Below are 15,823 nucleotides of genomic sequence, written 5' to 3' on the forward strand. Positions count from 1 at the left end.
ATCAATTGAAATGAATTACACTAGTCTTTTTTATCAATACTAGTTTCTTCATCTTCTTTGCTAGCATCCTTAAATTCTTTAATGCCACTACCTAAACCACGCATTAATTCTGGAATTTTTTTACCTCCAAATAAAAGTAAAACAACCACGACAATTAAGGCGATTTGCCAAGGTCCGATGGCTAATGGTAACATATATAAGTTCATAATATTTAATTTAAAAAACAAAGTTAATAATTAAAGTTTAATAATAGCGTTTTAAGCATAACTTTAGCATTTTGGTATGCATTCTAACGAGTTTTCTCTTTCGGAATTATGCCAGTCTTTGCTTGAAGAACTCCACTATTTCATAAATTCTATCTATTTTTGCAGCGCATGGCAGATAAAGAAAAGAAACCTAAAAAAAGAATAAAAAAACTACTGGATAAATACCGGTTAGTGATTCTTAATGAAAATACTTTTGAAGAACGCCTTTCATTCAAGCTCACGCGATTAAACGTATTCGTAATGGGGTCGTTAATGGCGGTGTTTTTTATTTCTATTACGTATTTAATTATAGCTTTAACACCTTTAAGAGAATATATTCCTGGATATTCTTCTACGGCATTGAAAAAAAAGGCTACTGAATTAAGCTATAAAACAGATTCCTTACAGCAAGTTATTATTTTAAATAATCGTTATTATAGTTCTATAAAAAAGGTGTTAACAGGTGATGTGAGTACGGTTGATTTTAATCGAGATTCCATTATTAATGCTGTAAAAATTGAAGCAGGAGAAGTGGATTTTACACCGATTGCTGAAGATTCATTATTACGTGAGAAAGTAGATAAGGAAGATAAATACAATTTATTTGAATCGGCCACATCGGCCACAAACTTTGTTTTGTTTCCACCGGTTAATGGCGAAATTAGTGAAACATACAAGCCAAAAGAAAAACATTATGCCGTAGATGTTGCTGTTGCTAAAGACACGCCCATAAAGGCCGCAGCCGATGGGGTTGTGATTTTTGCTGAATGGACAGCTAGTACGGGGTATGTCATTATTTTAGAGCATAGCCACGGTTTAATATCTATTTATAAACATTGTTCTGCTTTAACAAAAGTTCAGGGCGATTTAGTGAAATCGGGGGAGGTGATAGCTACCGCTGGAAATACAGGAGAATTATCAACAGGGCCACATTTACATTTTGAGCTTTGGAACGACGGGTACCCAATTAATCCCACAAACTTTATCGATTTTAAATAATGATATCAATAAAATCTGCTTTAGCAATACCGTTTGCAAAAATTATAAATAAAAAAGTTCAGAAATGGGCTAATAATCCTGTGGAAACACAACAAAAGGTGTTTCAGGAACTTATATCTCAGGCTACAAGTACGGCTTTTGGTCAAGATCATGATTTTGTAAGCATCAATAACCATCTTGATTTTGTAAAACGTGTGCCTGTTCGTGACTATGAGGCGCTTAAACCTTATGTGGAACGTGTGGTTGCAGGAGAGTCTGATATATTATGGAAAGGCAAGCCCTTATATTTTGCAAAAACATCGGGAACGACTTCTGGGGCGAAATATATTCCTTTAACTAAGGAAAGCATGCCTAATCATGTAGAAGCAGCAAGAAATGCTATCTTATTATATATTAATGAAACGGGCAGTGCCAAGTTTGTTGATGGTAAAATGATTTTTTTGCAAGGTAGTCCAGAATTGAAAGAGCAAAACGGCATACAATTAGGCCGATTATCTGGGATTGTAGCGCATTATGTTCCGAAATATTTGCAGAAAAACCGTTTACCTTCTTGGGAAACAAATTGTATAGATGATTGGGAGACTAAAGTAGATGCCATCGTTGAGGAAACACTTCCAGAAGACATGACTGTTATTTCAGGGATTCCTTCTTGGGTTCAAATGTATTTTGAAAAAATTCAGCAGAAAACAGGAAAACCTGTTGGTGATGTATTCAAGAATTTTAATTTGTTCATTTTTGGAGGTGTTAATTATGAACCTTACCGTGCTAAATTTGAAAATCTTATTGGCAGAAAAGTAGATAGTATTGAATTATATCCTGCAAGTGAAGGTTTCTTTGCTTACCAAGATAAGCAGCATGAAAAGGGCATGTTACTCTTGTTAAATTCAGGTATTTTTTACGAGTTTATTAAAGCAGATGAATTTTTTAGTGAAAAGCCAAAACGACTTACCATTAAACATGTTGAAGTTGATGTTAATTATGTCATGATTATTTCTACAAATGCTGGGCTTTGGGGGTATAACTTAGGAGATACCGTTCAATTTACTTCAACAAAACCTTATCGTGTTATTGTTTCTGGGCGTATCAAGCATTTTATTTCAGCTTTTGGTGAACATGTTATTGGTAAAGAAGTGGAACAGGCGATGCAAGAGGCTACTGAAGGTTCCGATATTCGGGTTTCAGAATTTACGGTGGCGCCACAAATTACGCCAGAATCAGGTTTGCCTTATCATGAATGGTTTATCGAATTTGAAAATGAACCAGAAGATCTTTCCGCATTAGCGCAAAAATTAGACGCCTCGCTTCAAAAACAAAACAGCTATTATTTCGATTTAATTGAAGGTAAAGTTTTGCAGCCTTTAAAAATAACTAAAGTGAAAAAAGGCGGATTTCAAGCGTATATGAAATCGCAAGGGAAGTTGGGCGGACAAAATAAAATTCCGAGATTGTCTAACGACCGAAAAATTGTTGAAGGCATTCCGCAATAAGATTCGCTCAATAATGTTATCTTTGGCGAGCATTTAATAGTATTCATGACGCACAATAAACGACATACAAGAACCAGAGCTCAAGAGAGTTCTAACGCGATTGAGCGGCTGTATATTACTATGCGTCATTTGTTTAATCGTGGGTTTTATAAGCCTATGGGGATTTCTGGGGAAACTTTAAGGGAGTCGCTTTTACTTTTAAGACCAGAAATTTATGGTTCTGTCGGTGAAGAAAAAGCCGAGCTAGAAGGACTACTTTATGTCATCGATCGCTTACCTCAAGGTATTGAAGAGTGTACATTTATCAATTTAACGAGTGATGAAGGCTATTCAAACTCCCATTTTGAAACCATAGTTCCTAAAAAGCGTCGTCGTAATTGTTATCGCATTGATGACGAACAGATGAACATTGAAATCACACGAGGACGATCGGAAATTTATGATATTTTAACCCATCTCACTTTTATTTTTATTGAATCTCATAAAATTGGTCAGCGCGTTTTAATTGATGAAGATGGCGCCACTACAAGAGATTGGGTGAAGCTTGAAAAAGCGGTGTTATCTAAAAAGAAACTGACTAGAGAAGAACGTGAAGTCGCTATTACCCATGCTGCGAATATCTTAGGACGTACTTTTAATGAAATAAAAACGATATACACTTCTTTTGCAATAGCATCACAGCCAGAACGCTTTTTACACATCGTGTATTGGTTGGGTAAATTAGCGATAGAAGAACTTATTAATAACGATAAAAGAACCATTACGTTTAGTCCGGTATTGAGAGAGCGTATCGGTCATCATATTCATGGCGAAGTGTGGGCAAACACCATAAAGGAAACACTTTTTAAAGAAGATTTATTAGGGCGGCCTATTCATATTATTAGTGCTAATATGCACAGTGTTATGAATACCTTTTTCGCAAAGAATGCCTTAAAATTAAAAAATGCTAAAAAGGACGTTTTTGAAGTCTACGAGTCCTTAAGCCAGTCAGAAAACGAAGCCTCACGTCATAAAGTATCTAAAGAAGCCATGCAAAATGGTATGATTTATATTAAAGACACGTCTGGTGCTAATATTGATGTTCAGCTTTTTGATTCAGCTAAATTTGATGCTTCCAAACTTGGCATTGAAGTTTCTGAAACTATTATAAATGATGAAAAGCCTGTTATTTTGGTCATGGATTATGCTTTTGGAGAGCAGGCCTATGAAACTATAGATGAGCTGTTGAAACCCTATAAAGTTGAGGATGACGAAATTCATTTGAACGTAGGTTCAGTTTCTATCATGGGGAAAGCAGGAATTTTAGAAGGTGGTAAAGGTGATATAATGATTCCTTCAGCACATATTTTTGAAGGTACAGCGGACAATTATCCTTTTTATAATGAGCTTAAAAAAGAAGATCTAGAAGGTCAAGGGGTATCGGTTTATGAAGGTTCTATGATAACCGTTTTAGGAACATCATTACAAAATAAAGACATTTTAAAATTCTTTTATAACTCAACTTGGCGAGTTATAGGATTAGAAATGGAAGGTGCGCATTACCAAAAAGCCATTCAAGCAGCTTCAAAGGTAAGAGGAAGCATCAGTGAAAAGGTAAAAGTAAGATACGCTTATTATGCAAGTGATAATCCACTAGAGACTGGTGCAACATTAGCATCAGGAGGGTTAGGGGCATCTGGAGTAAAACCTACATATTTAATAACAAAAACCATATTAGAACAAATACTTAATTAATATTATTATGAGTAAAAACGCAATAGAGCCAAAACAATCAGATGAGATTGATTTAGGAGATCTTTTTAAGCTTATTGGGAATTTTTTTAGAAATTTATTTAAGGCTTTTCTTAGAGTTTTTCTATTCTTTAAAAAGAACTTAATAAGATTAGTTGTATTAATTATTTTAGGTCTGGTAATAGGTATTGGGTTGTCCAAAATTGTAACCAAAAAATTTAAAAATGAAGTTATTGTAAGGTCTAACTTTGGAAGTAAAGAGTATTTGTATAATAAGGTTGATGAAATTAAAAACAATATTAGTAATAGAGATTCACTGTTTTTAACAAAACTTCAAATTGATGAAGAAGATTTAAAAGGTTTTAACTTTAAGATAGAGGAAATCGAAAATGAAGTTATTGAAGAAGATGAAAGGGAACAATATCTAGAACTATTAAAAGCATTTCCAACAGAAAAATTTGCTTTAGAGGGAGTTAGAGCAGAGTTGATAAAGAAAAGATCTCTTAATCATAAAATCACTTTCTATTTTGATAATTCAGATCTTGGGATTGAACTATCAAAAAAAATACTGCAAATAATAAATAGTAATAGCTATTTTCAGGAACTTAAGAATGTTAGTAATAAAAACTTAGAATTACGTATTCAAAAAAATGAAAATCAATTATCTCAAATCAATGAGCTAATAAGTAATTACTCTAAATCTCTTTTAAAAGAAACAGATAAAAATAGTACGACTACTATTTTTAATGCAGAAGGCAGTGCCCTTAATATAGGCGACGCGATGCGTTTAAGAATTTCACTTTTAAAAGAAAACGAAGCTGCAGCAATTGATCTTCTAGAAGAACAAGATGTTATAAGTATAATAAGTTTTGGAGGCGTTCAAGGGGATAGTGAAAGTCTATTTGTTAACATGACCAAAGTACTCCCTATAGTGTTTGTTAGTTTATTTTTCCTATTTACGTTTATTGTTTATTTAAATAGAAAATCAAAAGAATTATTAAAATAAATGAAGTTAGGTAAGAATATTTTAATTACTGGTGGAGCCGGGTTTATCGGCTCACACGTTGTTAGACTTTTTGTTAAAAAGTATCCTAATTATCACATATTTAATTTAGATGCTCTTACTTATGCGGGGAATCTGGAGAATTTAAAGGATGTAGAAAAGGAATCTAATTATAGCTTTCTTAAAGGGGATATTATAGATGAAAAGTTTATAAACTCAATTTTTAAAGATTACCAATTTGATGCTGTAATTCATTTAGCAGCCGAGTCACATGTTGATCGTTCCATTGAAGATCCTTTAGCCTTTGTCAAAACCAATGTTATTGGTACCATGAATTTATTAAACGCCTGTAAAGAGGCCTGGAGGTCTGATTTTACGAACAAACGCTTTTATCATGTGAGTACCGATGAGGTTTATGGAACACTAGGTCAAACAGGTTTGTTTACAGAAACGACTTCGTATGATCCAAATTCACCATATTCTGCATCAAAAGCAAGTTCAGATCATTTTGTTCGTGCTTATGGCGAAACTTATAATTTACCTTACGTGATAACGAATTGTTCTAATAATTATGGACAAAATCAATTTCCCGAAAAGTTAATCCCTTTATTTATAAATAACATTATCCAGAATAAACCTCTTCCTGTGTATGGTGATGGTAATTATACTAGAGATTGGTTGTATGTAATAGATCATGCTGTAGCCATAGATTTAGTTTTTCATAAGGGAATTAATGGTGAAACTTATAACATTGGAGGATTTAACGAGTGGAAAAATATTGACCTGGTGAGATTGTTATGTGAGCAAATGGATAAAAAGCTAGGGAGAGAATCTGGAACTTCGGAGCAATTAATCACTTATGTGAAAGATCGACCAGGACATGATTTAAGATATGCCATTGACGCTTCAAAAATTAAAGATGAATTGGGTTGGGAGCCTTCTGTAACTTTTGAACAAGGCCTTGAAAAAACGATTGATTGGTATTTGAATAATGAAGACTGGCTTAATAGTGTAACTAGTGGGACATATCAAGAATACTATGAAAAGCAATACAGTTAATTTGATATTATTATGAAAGGAATAATTCTAGCAGGAGGATCCGGGACGCGATTACACCCGTTAACCTTATCGGTAAGTAAGCAGCTCATGCCTATTTACGATAAGCCCATGATTTACTACCCGCTATCGACATTAATGTATGCCGGGATTAATGAAATTTTAATTATATCCACACCTAAAGATTTACCTTTATTCAGAGACCTCTTGGGAGATGGTAAAAAATACGGTTGCAGTTTTGAGTATGCCGTACAAGAAGAGCCAAATGGCTTAGCTGAAGCTTTTATTATTGGGGAGGATTTTGTTGGAAACGATAAGGTTGCTCTAATTTTAGGAGATAATATATTTTATGGAACAGGGCTTTCAGACTTGCTTCAAGCCAATAATAATCCCGATGGTGGTATTATTTATGCTTATCGTGTGCATGACCCTGAACGTTATGGCGTTGTAGAATTTGACGACCAAGGTCAGGCGATTTCCATAGAAGAGAAACCTGAAAAACCAAAATCAAGTTTTGCGGTACCAGGAATCTACTTTTATGATAATAGTGTTATTGATATTGCTAAAAATATAGAGCCAAGCCCAAGAGGAGAGTTGGAAATTACAGATGTTAATCGGGTTTATCTTGAACAGGGGCGTTTAAAGGTGAGTATTTTAGATCGTGGTACGGCTTGGTTAGACACAGGAACCTTTCAGTCTTTAATGCAAGCCTCGCAATTTGTAGAAGTTATTGAGGAACGACAAGGCTTAAAAATTGGAGCTATTGAAGCCGCGGCTTATGAAATGGGCTATATTACTGAGGCTGCCTTTAAAGCTCTCGCTGAACCCTTGCTTAAAAGTGGTTATGGTAAGAATCTATTAGCGCTATTGAAAAATAAATAAATGCAACTTACAGAAACAAAACTAAAAGGATGCTTCCTTATCGAACCTACTGTATTTGAAGATAAAAGAGGTTATTTTTTAGAGTCTTATAATCAAAAAAACTTCAATGATTTAATTGGTTGTAACGTGAATTTTGTTCAAGACAATGAATCATATTCTTCAAAAGGGGTATTACGCGGACTCCATTTTCAAAAAGGAGAATTTGCACAAGCCAAGTTGGTTCGTGTCATAAAAGGAAAAGTATTAGATGTCGCTTTAGATTTGAGAAAAGACTCAGCGACTTATGGCGAACACTATTCTGTGGAATTGTCTGAAGAAAATAAAAAACAACTATTCGTACCACGAGGATTTGCACATGGTTTTGTAGTGCTCAGTGAAACCGCTTTGTTTGCTTATAAATGTGATAATTTTTATAATAAGGCTTCAGAAGGCGGTGTTATTTATAACGATAAAACCCTTAATATCGATTGGCAATTAAACGCTGATGAATTGATTATTTCAGAGAAAGATTTAATACTCCCAACCTTAGAAAATCTAGATTTATGATACAAGTTTTAGTTACCGGAGCAAATGGACAACTAGCCAATTGTATTAAAGATTTAGAGACTCAATATCAAAATATCAACTTCATTTATACTGATACTTTAGAGTTGGATATCTGTGACTTAAGTAAAGTGCAAGCTTTTTTTGAAACGAACAAATCGATTCAGTATTGTATAAACTGTGCAGCTTACACCGCTGTTGATAAAGCTGAAACCGAAGTTGAAAAAGCCTTTCAAGTAAATGCTGAAGGTCCGGAAAATCTAGCAAAAGCATGCAAGGATAACGAGGTGATTTTAATTCATATTTCAACAGATTTTGTGTTTGATGGAAATCATGATGTCCCTTACAAAGAGGAAGATACCCCAAATCCTTTAAGTGTTTATGGAGCTTCTAAGCTGAAGGGCGAAGAAGTTATAAAAGCTACTCTAAATCAGTATTTTATTTTCAGAACATCTTGGTTATACTCCGAACATGGGAATAACTTCATGAAAACCATGTTGCGATTGGCTGAAACTCGTAATGAATTAAGTGTGGTAAGTGATCAAATAGGTACACCTACGTATGCCAAAGATTTGGCTGAGGTTATTTTAAAAGTGATTAATTCTAACAATCAAAACTTTGGATTGTATCATTATAGCAACGAGGGGGTAGCCAGTTGGTATGATTTTGCAAAAGCTGTATTTGAGTTCGCAGACAGCAAGGTAAAGTTAACCTCAATAACTACAGAAGGTTACCCTACGCCAGCTGAGCGTCCGTCATATAGTGTTTTAAGTAAAGACAAAATCGTGGATTGTTTAGATACTAACCCATTAGATTGGAGGGAAAGTCTTAAAGTTGCATTGAAAAGCGTTAAATCTTAAGCATATTCTTTATATTCCAGGTTTAAATCCTATTAATTAATAGCTGGATAGGCTGTAAAGGAAAACTAATATCTTATTTTTGCAGCACGTACTCATAAAGTATTTAGAAAATGGATATGCTCAATTTAATAGGAAGAGAAAAGGAGTTATTTACAGCCGATATTATAGGCAATGAATACGAATTAAGCGAAATCGTATCTTCATCTAGTTTTTTAGTAATAGGAGGAGCGGGCTCTATAGGTCAAGCTGTAACTAAAGAAATTTTTAAAAGAAACCCTAGAAAACTACATGTTGTTGATATCAGCGAAAATAATCTGGTAGAGCTTGTACGCGATATTAGAAGCTCCTTTGGATATATATCCGGAGAGTTTAAAACCTTTGCTTTAGATATTGGTTCTACTGTTTTTGATGCTTTTATAAAAAGCGATGGGAAATATGATTATGTATTGAATCTTTCAGCTTTGAAGCATGTAAGAAGTGAAAAAGACCCTTTTACATTAATGCGTATGATTGATGTGAATGTCTTTAACACCGATAAAACCCTACTACAAGCCATTGAAAATAACACAAAAAAGTATTTTTGTGTTTCTACTGATAAAGCGGCTAACCCTGTAAACATGATGGGGGCTTCTAAACGTATTATGGAAATGTTTTTAATGCGAAGAAGTCAAGATATTAATTTATCTACAGCTAGGTTTGCAAATGTGGCCTTTTCCGATGGGTCTTTATTACATGGTTTTAATCAACGAATCCAAAAGAAACAACCCATAGTAGCACCATTAGATATAAAAAGGTATTTTGTTGTACCTAAAGAATCAGGAGAGTTATGTTTGATGTCTACCATATTTGGAGAAAATAGAGATGTGTTTTTTCCGAAACTGAGTGAAAATTTACACTTAATTACCTTCGCACAAATTGCTGAAAAGTACCTTGAAAATTTAGGTTATGAACCGGTTATTGTTGCAACTGAAGATGAAGCTAGAGCTAAAGTTCACGAGTTGTCTCAGCAGAAAAAATGGCCTTGTTTATTTACTACAAGTGATACTACTGGAGAAAAAGATTTTGAAGAGTTTTTTACAAATAATGAAACCTTAGACATGCAGCGTTTTAATAATCTAGGAATTATAAAAAACGAGCTTCATGTAGAAGATGATAAGTTGAAAATGTTTGAAGACACCATTTCTGGAATGCGAAAAAATGGAGCATGGCAAAAAACAGATATAGTAAATTTATTTAATGAAATGATTCCCAACTTTAATCATAAAGAAACTGGGAAGTATTTAGATGCCAAAATGTAATTATGGAGCAGTTTCAGGATACCGTTAATTTTATTCAAGATACCTTCAAAACCGAAGCATTTATTCCTTTACATGCGCCTCATTTTGGAGGAAATGAAAAGAAATATTTAAACGATTGTATAGATTCAACTTTTGTGTCTTCAGTAGGTGAGTACGTTAACTTATTTGAAGAAAAGATTGCAGCATATACGGGTACAAAATACGCCATAGCTTGCGTAAACGGAACCAATGCGCTGCACATGGCCTTGTTGGTAGCCAATGTAAAGCCAGAAGATGAGGTCGTCACTCAGGCTTTAACCTTTATTGCCACGGCAAATGCAATAAGTTACATTGGTGCCGCGCCTGTTTTTGTTGATGTAGACAAAGACACTATGGGGCTTTCGCCAGATGCGCTTAAGAATTTTTTAGAGCAGCATGCTGTTAAAAAGCCCGATGGTTTTACATATAATAAAACCACCGGAAAAAAAATTACAGCCTGTGTGCCTATGCACACCTTTGGTTTTCCGGCAAGAATAGATGAAATAGTTGCTATTTGTAAAACATGGAATATCGTTTTGATTGAGGATGCCGCAGAATCTTTAGGAAGTTATTTTAAAGGCAAACATACAGGAGGTTTTGGAGATATGGCGGTATTTAGCTTTAACGGAAATAAAACCATTACTTGCGGCGGCGGTGGTGCTTTGGTAACAAATGACGAAGCCTTAGCAAAACAAGCCAAACATTTAACCACGCAGGCTAAAGAGCCTCACCGTTGGAAATTTAGACACGACGCCATAGGTTATAATTATAGAATGCCAAATGTAAATGCTGCAATTGCCTGTGCGCAGTTAGAACAATTGGATGCGATTGTAGAAAATAAAAGAGATTTAGCCGAAAAATATACAGCCTTTTTTAAAGAAATAGGCTTAGATTTTGCTCAAGAACCCAAAGATACGAAAGCTAACTATTGGTTAAATGCCTTAGTTTTAAAAGATGAAAAAACAAGAGATGCTTTTCTGAATTTCACTAATGATCAAGGTGTGATGACACGCCCTATTTGGGATTTGATGTCTACACTACCCATGTTTGAAAGCTGTCAACATGATGGTTTAAAAAACAGTAAATGGCTTGAAAAAAGAGTAGTTAATATACCGAGTAGTTATAGACCTTAAATGATAAAGAGTAAAAAAAATATGGTCTTAATAGGAGGTGGCGGTCATTGCAAATCTTGCATTGACGTGATCGAATCTTTAGATAAGTATCATATTATAGGCATTCTAGACTTACCTTCTAAATTAGGAGATAAGATTTTAAATTATGAAGTCATAGGCAACGATGACGATTACTTAAAATATAAAAATGAGGGCTGTTCTTTTTTGGTGACCGCGGGACAGATAAAATCATCCAAATTAAGAAGAACTATTTTTGAAAATTTAGTAGCGATTCATGCCGACATTGAAACCATCATTTCATCAACAGCAACGGTGTCAAAGTATGCTAAAATAGGAAAAGGTAGTGTGATTATGCATCATAGCGTTATTAATACTGGTGCAAAAATTGGAGAAAATAGTATTATCAATACCAAAGCTATCATAGAGCATGATGTATCGGTTGGAAATCATTGCCATATATCTACAAATGTAGCCGTCAATGGTGATTCTAAAATAGGAAATAACACGTTTATAGGAAGTATGTCTTGTATTTCTAATAACGTGAAAATTGGTGATAATATCGTATTAGGCGCAGGGAGTATTGTTATTAGTGATTGTACAAACGAAGGTGTTTATGCTGGAACACCTTTAAAAAAGTTAAAATAAGTGATATGCAAAAAGTAGTTGTTATAGCTGAAGCAGGTGTAAACCATAATGGTGATATAGAGAATGCTTTTAAACTAGTAGATGCAGCGGTTGATGCAGGTGTTGATTTTGTGAAGTTTCAAACGTTTAAATCTGAAAACCTAGTCTCTAAATCTGCAAAAAAGGCAGCTTACCAAATAGATAATACTAGGAATGCAGAGGAGTCTCAATATCAAATGCTTAAAAAGTTAGAATTGTCTCATGATCAGCACGAGCAATTAATCACCTATTGTAAAAAGAAAAATATTCAATTTTTTTCAACCGCATTTGATTTAGAATCTTTACAATATTTAAAAGATATTGGCTTACCATTAGTGAAAATTCCATCTGGAGAAATCACTAATTTACCTTATTTAAGGAAGGCCGCTCAACTTTTTAAAAAGGTAGTTTTATCAACAGGCATGGCCACAATGAATGAAATACGTGCAGCCGTAAATGTTTTTCTTGAAGAAGGGGTGTCAAAAGACGCGATTACAATATTACATTGTAATACCGAATATCCAACACCTATGGAAGATGTAAATTTAAAGGCGATGCTCAATATTCAGGAAGAAATGGGAACCGCCGTTGGGTATTCAGATCACACCTTAGGTATTGAAGTGCCTATAGCGGCTGTAGCTCTAGGAGCAACCGTTATAGAAAAACACTTCACCTTAGATAAAACCATGGATGGGCCTGATCATAAAGCATCATTAGAGCCTAATGAATTAAAAGCAATGGTTTCTGGTGTAAGAAATATAGAACAAGCCATTTCTGGCGACGGGGTGAAAAAACCTTCGGCTTCAGAAAAAAAAAATATAGAAATCGCAAGAAAAAGTATTGTTGCAAAAACAGCGGTGAAACTAGGCGATGTATTAAGTGAAGAAAATATCACTGTTAAAAGGCCTGGAAACGGTATTTCTCCTATGCAATGGGATCAGGTTATTGGAAGCAAAGCCATAAGAGATTTTTCTGAAGATGAATTAATAGAATTATAATGAAGATTTGTATTGCAACAGGAACTAGAGCAGAATATGGTTTGTTAAAACCCTTAATGCAGGCCATTCAAAGCGAGGCCACCTGGCAGCTTCAGCTATTGGTTACCGGGGCACATTTGTCGCCGGAATTCGGACTGACTTATAAAATTATTGAAACCGATGGATTTAAGATAGATAAAAAAGTAGAAATGCTTTTATCTGCTGACACCTCTTCTTCTATTGTAAAATCAATGGGCATGGGTATGGTTGGTTATGCTGATGCTTTTGCAGAATTAAATCCTGATTTGTTATTTATTTTAGGCGACAGGTATGAAATGCTTTCAGTGGCTTCCTCGGCATTAATATTTAATATTCCTATAGCACATATTCATGGCGGTGAAATAACTGAAGGCGCTTATGATGACGCCATCCGTCATTCTATTACAAAAATGAGTCATCTTCATTTTGCTTCAACCGAAGCTTATAAAAATAGAATCATTCAGCTAGGTGAAAACCCAAAAAATGTTTTTAACGTGGGTGCTATTGGTCTAGATAGCATTAAAAACTTAAAACTTCTAACTAAAGAAGAACTAGAAGAAAACCTTGATATTAAATTTAAAAAATATAATTATCAAGTGACTTTTCATCCTTCAACCTTAGATAAAGAATCTCCAGAAAATCAATTCCAAATTTTGCTAAATGCGATAAGTAAACAAGAAGATAGTTTCTTTGTCTTTACTAAAGCTAATGCAGATACTGGTGGCAGGATTATTAATAAAATGATTGATGAATATGTGAGTCAGAATATTGATAAAGCCACCGCTTTCACCTCATTAGGTAACTTACGTTTTTTATCGCTTGTACAATATTGTGATGCGATTATAGGGAATAGTTCTAGTGGAATCTTGGAGGCACCTTCGTTAAATTCTGCTACTATAAATATAGGCAATCGTCAAAAAGGAAGAATTCAAGCGCGTTCTGTTGTAAATTCAAACCTTGATGAACAAGATATTTTAGAGGCCTTCAGCCAAATAAAACAAGATACATTTAAAAAAGATTTGGCACGTATTATAAACCCGTATGATAATGGAGGGAGTTGTCATAAAATTATGGATGTATTAAAAAAAATAAATTTAGAAAGCTTTCAAACGAAACCTTTTTTTGATTTGAATTAAGAGCATAATGAAAGAATATAAAAAGCATTTTATTTATAAAGATAGTACAGTAAGAGAAGCACTTGTACAATTAGATACATTAGCTTCTGATGCTATTTTGTTTATTACCAATAAAGAAAATAAGTTACTAGGCTCCTTAACCGATGGTGATTTACGTAGAGGGTTTATTAAAGGTTTGGGTTTTGAAAATGCTATTCTGGATTTTGTTCAAGAATCACCTAAGTTTATTCTTGAGGATGAGTTTAACCAAGAAAAACTGGAAAACTTCAAAAATAATCACTTTAAAATTATTCCTATATTAAATACCGATCATCAAATTGTAGATGTTTTAAATTTTAAGTACCGTTCTACGCTACTTCCATTAGATGCCGTGCTCATGGCAGGAGGAAAAGGCATGCGTTTAAGACCACTCACTGAAAACACCCCAAAACCCTTATTAAAAGTAGGAGATAAGCCTATTATTGAATACAATATTGACCGTTTGGCTCAAGTGGGTGTGGAAAATATCCATTTAAGCATAAATTATTTGGGTGATCAGCTAGAGGCATATTTTGGCGATGGAACTTCAAAAAATATCAACATTGGATATGTAAAAGAAGATAAACCTATGGGTACCATTGGGTCGGTGTTGTTGGTAAATGAATTTAAGCATGACGAAATAATTGTTATGAATAGTGATTTGCTAACCAATATAGATTTTGCCGATTTTTATAAAACTTTTAAAGAGTCTGGTGCCGATATGGCTGTTGCAGCAACCACTTATCAAGTAAATGTTCCTTATGCCGTATTGGAAACCGATAATCAGCAGTTTGTTAAAACATTAAAAGAAAAACCGAAGTACAGATATTATTCTAATGCTGGAATTTATATTCTAAAAAAGTCATTGCTCGACATGATTCCTAAAGGTGAATTTTATGATATTACTGACCTTATGGAAAAAGTACTAGCCATGGATAATAAGTTAATTACCTATCCTATAAACGGATATTGGTTGGACATTGGGAAACACGAAGATTTTGCTAAGGCTCAGGAGGATATTAAACATATAAAACTATAATATGCTAGCTATTATCCCTGCAAGAGGAGGTTCTAAAGGCCTACCAGGTAAAAATATAAAGATGCTTGATGGTAAACCATTAATAGCTCATACCATTGAAGCTGCTGTTAATTCTAAAGCAATTTCAAAAGTTATTGTGAGTACAGATTCAGAAGAGATTGCTAAAGTAGCAAAGAACTATGGTGCCGAAGTTCCTTTTATGCGACCTTCTTATCTGGCTGGAGATGATGCTAAATCCATTGATGTTTATCAATATACGATCCAAAGGATGGAAAAGGAACAGCAATCGGTAATTAATGAAATAGTAGTACTTCAGCCCACTAGTCCTTTAAGAACGGCACAGCATATAGATGATGCCGCACATTTGTTTAATTTGAATCAAGCTGATTCTGTTATTAGTTACTGCAAAGAAGAACATCCTATTTTTTGGCACAAGTTTATTACAGAAGATGGTAAATTTGAAGACATATTTCAAGAAGACTACCTTAAAAACCGTCAAGAGATAAGATCAACATATTACCCAAATGGTGCCATTTATATATTTAAAAAGGAATTACTTTTTAATAATAAGTATTACACCGAAAATTCCTTTTCTTATATCATGCCCAGACAATCATCAATTGATATAGATACTATTGATGATTTTAAAATGTGTGAGATATTTATGAAAGAAAATAAATCGTCAAATAATTAAGT

16 protein-coding genes are annotated in these 15,823 nt (G+C 34.1%); 15 read left to right on the plus strand and 1 reads right to left on the minus strand.

Features of this window, described 5'->3' with window-relative positions; translation table 11 throughout:
* Window positions 1–20 precede the first annotated feature (20 nt).
* Window positions 21–206 carry a twin-arginine translocase TatA/TatE family subunit gene (tatA, locus tag Q4566_RS05920; RefSeq protein WP_216066444.1) on the minus strand — a complete coding sequence of 62 codons (186 nt, stop codon included), beginning with the start codon at window positions 204–206 and terminating at the stop codon, window positions 21–23.
* Window positions 207–374: 168 nt separating this feature from the next.
* On the opposite strand from tatA, the gene Q4566_RS05925 reads away from it, so the two are divergent.
* The 15 genes from Q4566_RS05925 to Q4566_RS05995 all read left to right on the plus strand — a co-directional run bounded on the left by Q4566_RS05925 (window position 375) and on the right by Q4566_RS05995 (window position 15,821).
* Window positions 375–1,244: a M23 family metallopeptidase gene (locus Q4566_RS05925; protein WP_303419590.1), complete on the plus strand. Its 870-nt coding sequence runs from the start codon at window positions 375–377 to the stop codon at window positions 1,242–1,244.
* On the plus strand, window positions 1,244–2,731 hold the full coding sequence (locus Q4566_RS05930; protein WP_303419592.1) for a GH3 auxin-responsive promoter family protein: 1,488 nt from the start codon (window positions 1,244–1,246) through the stop codon (window positions 2,729–2,731). The genes Q4566_RS05925 and Q4566_RS05930 overlap by 1 nt, the downstream gene beginning before the upstream one ends.
* A 45-nt stretch (window positions 2,732–2,776) precedes the next feature.
* A complete protein-coding gene (locus Q4566_RS05935) occupies window positions 2,777–4,465 on the plus strand; it encodes a DUF6909 family protein (RefSeq protein ID WP_303419595.1) in 1,689 nt (562 codons plus the stop codon).
* 7 nt (window positions 4,466–4,472) lie between these two features.
* Window positions 4,473–5,468 (plus strand): hypothetical protein, encoded by a 996-nt coding sequence (locus tag Q4566_RS05940; protein ID WP_303419598.1) that lies wholly within the window; start codon window positions 4,473–4,475, stop codon window positions 5,466–5,468.
* Complete coding sequence (rfbB, locus tag Q4566_RS05945) at window positions 5,469–6,524, plus strand: dTDP-glucose 4,6-dehydratase (protein WP_303419600.1); 1,056 nt, start codon at window positions 5,469–5,471, stop codon at window positions 6,522–6,524.
* Window positions 6,525–6,536: 12 nt separating this feature from the next.
* Complete coding sequence (rfbA, locus tag Q4566_RS05950) at window positions 6,537–7,403, plus strand: glucose-1-phosphate thymidylyltransferase RfbA (RefSeq protein WP_303419602.1); 867 nt, start codon at window positions 6,537–6,539, stop codon at window positions 7,401–7,403.
* Window positions 7,404–7,949 carry a dTDP-4-dehydrorhamnose 3,5-epimerase gene (gene rfbC / locus Q4566_RS05955; protein ID WP_303419604.1) on the plus strand — a complete coding sequence of 182 codons (546 nt, stop codon included), beginning with the start codon at window positions 7,404–7,406 and terminating at the stop codon, window positions 7,947–7,949.
* On the plus strand, window positions 7,946–8,806 hold the full coding sequence (gene rfbD, locus Q4566_RS05960; RefSeq protein ID WP_303419606.1) for a dTDP-4-dehydrorhamnose reductase: 861 nt from the start codon (window positions 7,946–7,948) through the stop codon (window positions 8,804–8,806). The genes rfbC and rfbD overlap by 4 nt, the downstream gene beginning before the upstream one ends.
* Window positions 8,807–8,922: 116 nt before the next feature.
* Window positions 8,923–10,104, plus strand: a complete 1,182-nt coding sequence (locus Q4566_RS05965) for a UDP-N-acetylglucosamine 4,6-dehydratase (RefSeq protein WP_303419607.1) — start codon at window positions 8,923–8,925, stop codon at window positions 10,102–10,104.
* Window positions 10,105–10,106: 2 nt separating this feature from the next.
* Window positions 10,107–11,255, plus strand: coding sequence for a LegC family aminotransferase (locus Q4566_RS05970; RefSeq protein ID WP_303419608.1), 1,149 nt, complete (start codon window positions 10,107–10,109; stop codon window positions 11,253–11,255).
* Window positions 11,256–11,276: 21 nt separating this feature from the next.
* Complete coding sequence (locus Q4566_RS05975) at window positions 11,277–11,900, plus strand: acetyltransferase (RefSeq protein WP_303419610.1); 624 nt, start codon at window positions 11,277–11,279, stop codon at window positions 11,898–11,900.
* Window positions 11,901–11,905: 5 nt separating this feature from the next.
* Window positions 11,906–12,916, plus strand: coding sequence for an N-acetylneuraminate synthase (gene neuB / locus Q4566_RS05980; protein ID WP_303419612.1), 1,011 nt, complete (start codon window positions 11,906–11,908; stop codon window positions 12,914–12,916).
* Complete coding sequence (neuC, locus tag Q4566_RS05985; protein WP_368506595.1) at window positions 12,916–14,070, plus strand: UDP-N-acetylglucosamine 2-epimerase; 1,155 nt, start codon at window positions 12,916–12,918, stop codon at window positions 14,068–14,070. Before neuB ends, neuC begins: the two co-directional genes overlap by 1 nt.
* A gap of 7 nt (window positions 14,071–14,077) precedes the next feature.
* Complete coding sequence (locus tag Q4566_RS05990; RefSeq protein WP_303419614.1) at window positions 14,078–15,127, plus strand: nucleotidyltransferase family protein; 1,050 nt, start codon at window positions 14,078–14,080, stop codon at window positions 15,125–15,127.
* A 1-nt stretch (window position 15,128) separates the two neighbouring features.
* Window positions 15,129–15,821, plus strand: a complete 693-nt coding sequence (locus tag Q4566_RS05995) for a cytidylyltransferase domain-containing protein (protein ID WP_303419616.1) — start codon at window positions 15,129–15,131, stop codon at window positions 15,819–15,821.
* Window positions 15,822–15,823 lie beyond the last annotated feature (2 nt).

The organism is Tamlana sp. 2_MG-2023, assembly GCF_030548465.1.
In the GTDB taxonomy this organism is placed as follows: Bacteria; Bacteroidota; Bacteroidia; order Flavobacteriales; family Flavobacteriaceae; genus Pseudotamlana.

What these genes read in the sequence shown, in the direction of transcription:
- tatA (WP_216066444.1), bottom strand. Translation starts at nt 206, where the DNA reads ATGAACTTATATATGTTACCATTAGCCATCGGACCTTGGCAAATCGCC.
- Q4566_RS05925 (WP_303419590.1), top strand. Translation starts at nt 375, where the DNA reads ATGGCAGATAAAGAAAAGAAACCTAAAAAAAGAATAAAAAAACTACTG.
- Q4566_RS05930 (WP_303419592.1), top strand. Translation starts at nt 1,244, where the DNA reads ATGATATCAATAAAATCTGCTTTAGCAATACCGTTTGCAAAAATTATA.
- Q4566_RS05935 (WP_303419595.1), top strand. Translation starts at nt 2,777, where the DNA reads ATGACGCACAATAAACGACATACAAGAACCAGAGCTCAAGAGAGTTCT.
- Q4566_RS05940 (WP_303419598.1), top strand. Translation starts at nt 4,473, where the DNA reads ATGAGTAAAAACGCAATAGAGCCAAAACAATCAGATGAGATTGATTTA.
- rfbB (WP_303419600.1), top strand. Translation starts at nt 5,469, where the DNA reads ATGAAGTTAGGTAAGAATATTTTAATTACTGGTGGAGCCGGGTTTATC.
- rfbA (WP_303419602.1), top strand. Translation starts at nt 6,537, where the DNA reads ATGAAAGGAATAATTCTAGCAGGAGGATCCGGGACGCGATTACACCCG.
- rfbC (WP_303419604.1), top strand. Translation starts at nt 7,404, where the DNA reads ATGCAACTTACAGAAACAAAACTAAAAGGATGCTTCCTTATCGAACCT.
- rfbD (WP_303419606.1), top strand. Translation starts at nt 7,946, where the DNA reads ATGATACAAGTTTTAGTTACCGGAGCAAATGGACAACTAGCCAATTGT.
- Q4566_RS05965 (WP_303419607.1), top strand. Translation starts at nt 8,923, where the DNA reads ATGCTCAATTTAATAGGAAGAGAAAAGGAGTTATTTACAGCCGATATT.
- Q4566_RS05970 (WP_303419608.1), top strand. Translation starts at nt 10,107, where the DNA reads ATGGAGCAGTTTCAGGATACCGTTAATTTTATTCAAGATACCTTCAAA.
- Q4566_RS05975 (WP_303419610.1), top strand. Translation starts at nt 11,277, where the DNA reads ATGGTCTTAATAGGAGGTGGCGGTCATTGCAAATCTTGCATTGACGTG.
- neuB (WP_303419612.1), top strand. Translation starts at nt 11,906, where the DNA reads ATGCAAAAAGTAGTTGTTATAGCTGAAGCAGGTGTAAACCATAATGGT.
- neuC (WP_368506595.1), top strand. Translation starts at nt 12,916, where the DNA reads ATGAAGATTTGTATTGCAACAGGAACTAGAGCAGAATATGGTTTGTTA.
- Q4566_RS05990 (WP_303419614.1), top strand. Translation starts at nt 14,078, where the DNA reads ATGAAAGAATATAAAAAGCATTTTATTTATAAAGATAGTACAGTAAGA.
- Q4566_RS05995 (WP_303419616.1), top strand. Translation starts at nt 15,129, where the DNA reads ATGCTAGCTATTATCCCTGCAAGAGGAGGTTCTAAAGGCCTACCAGGT.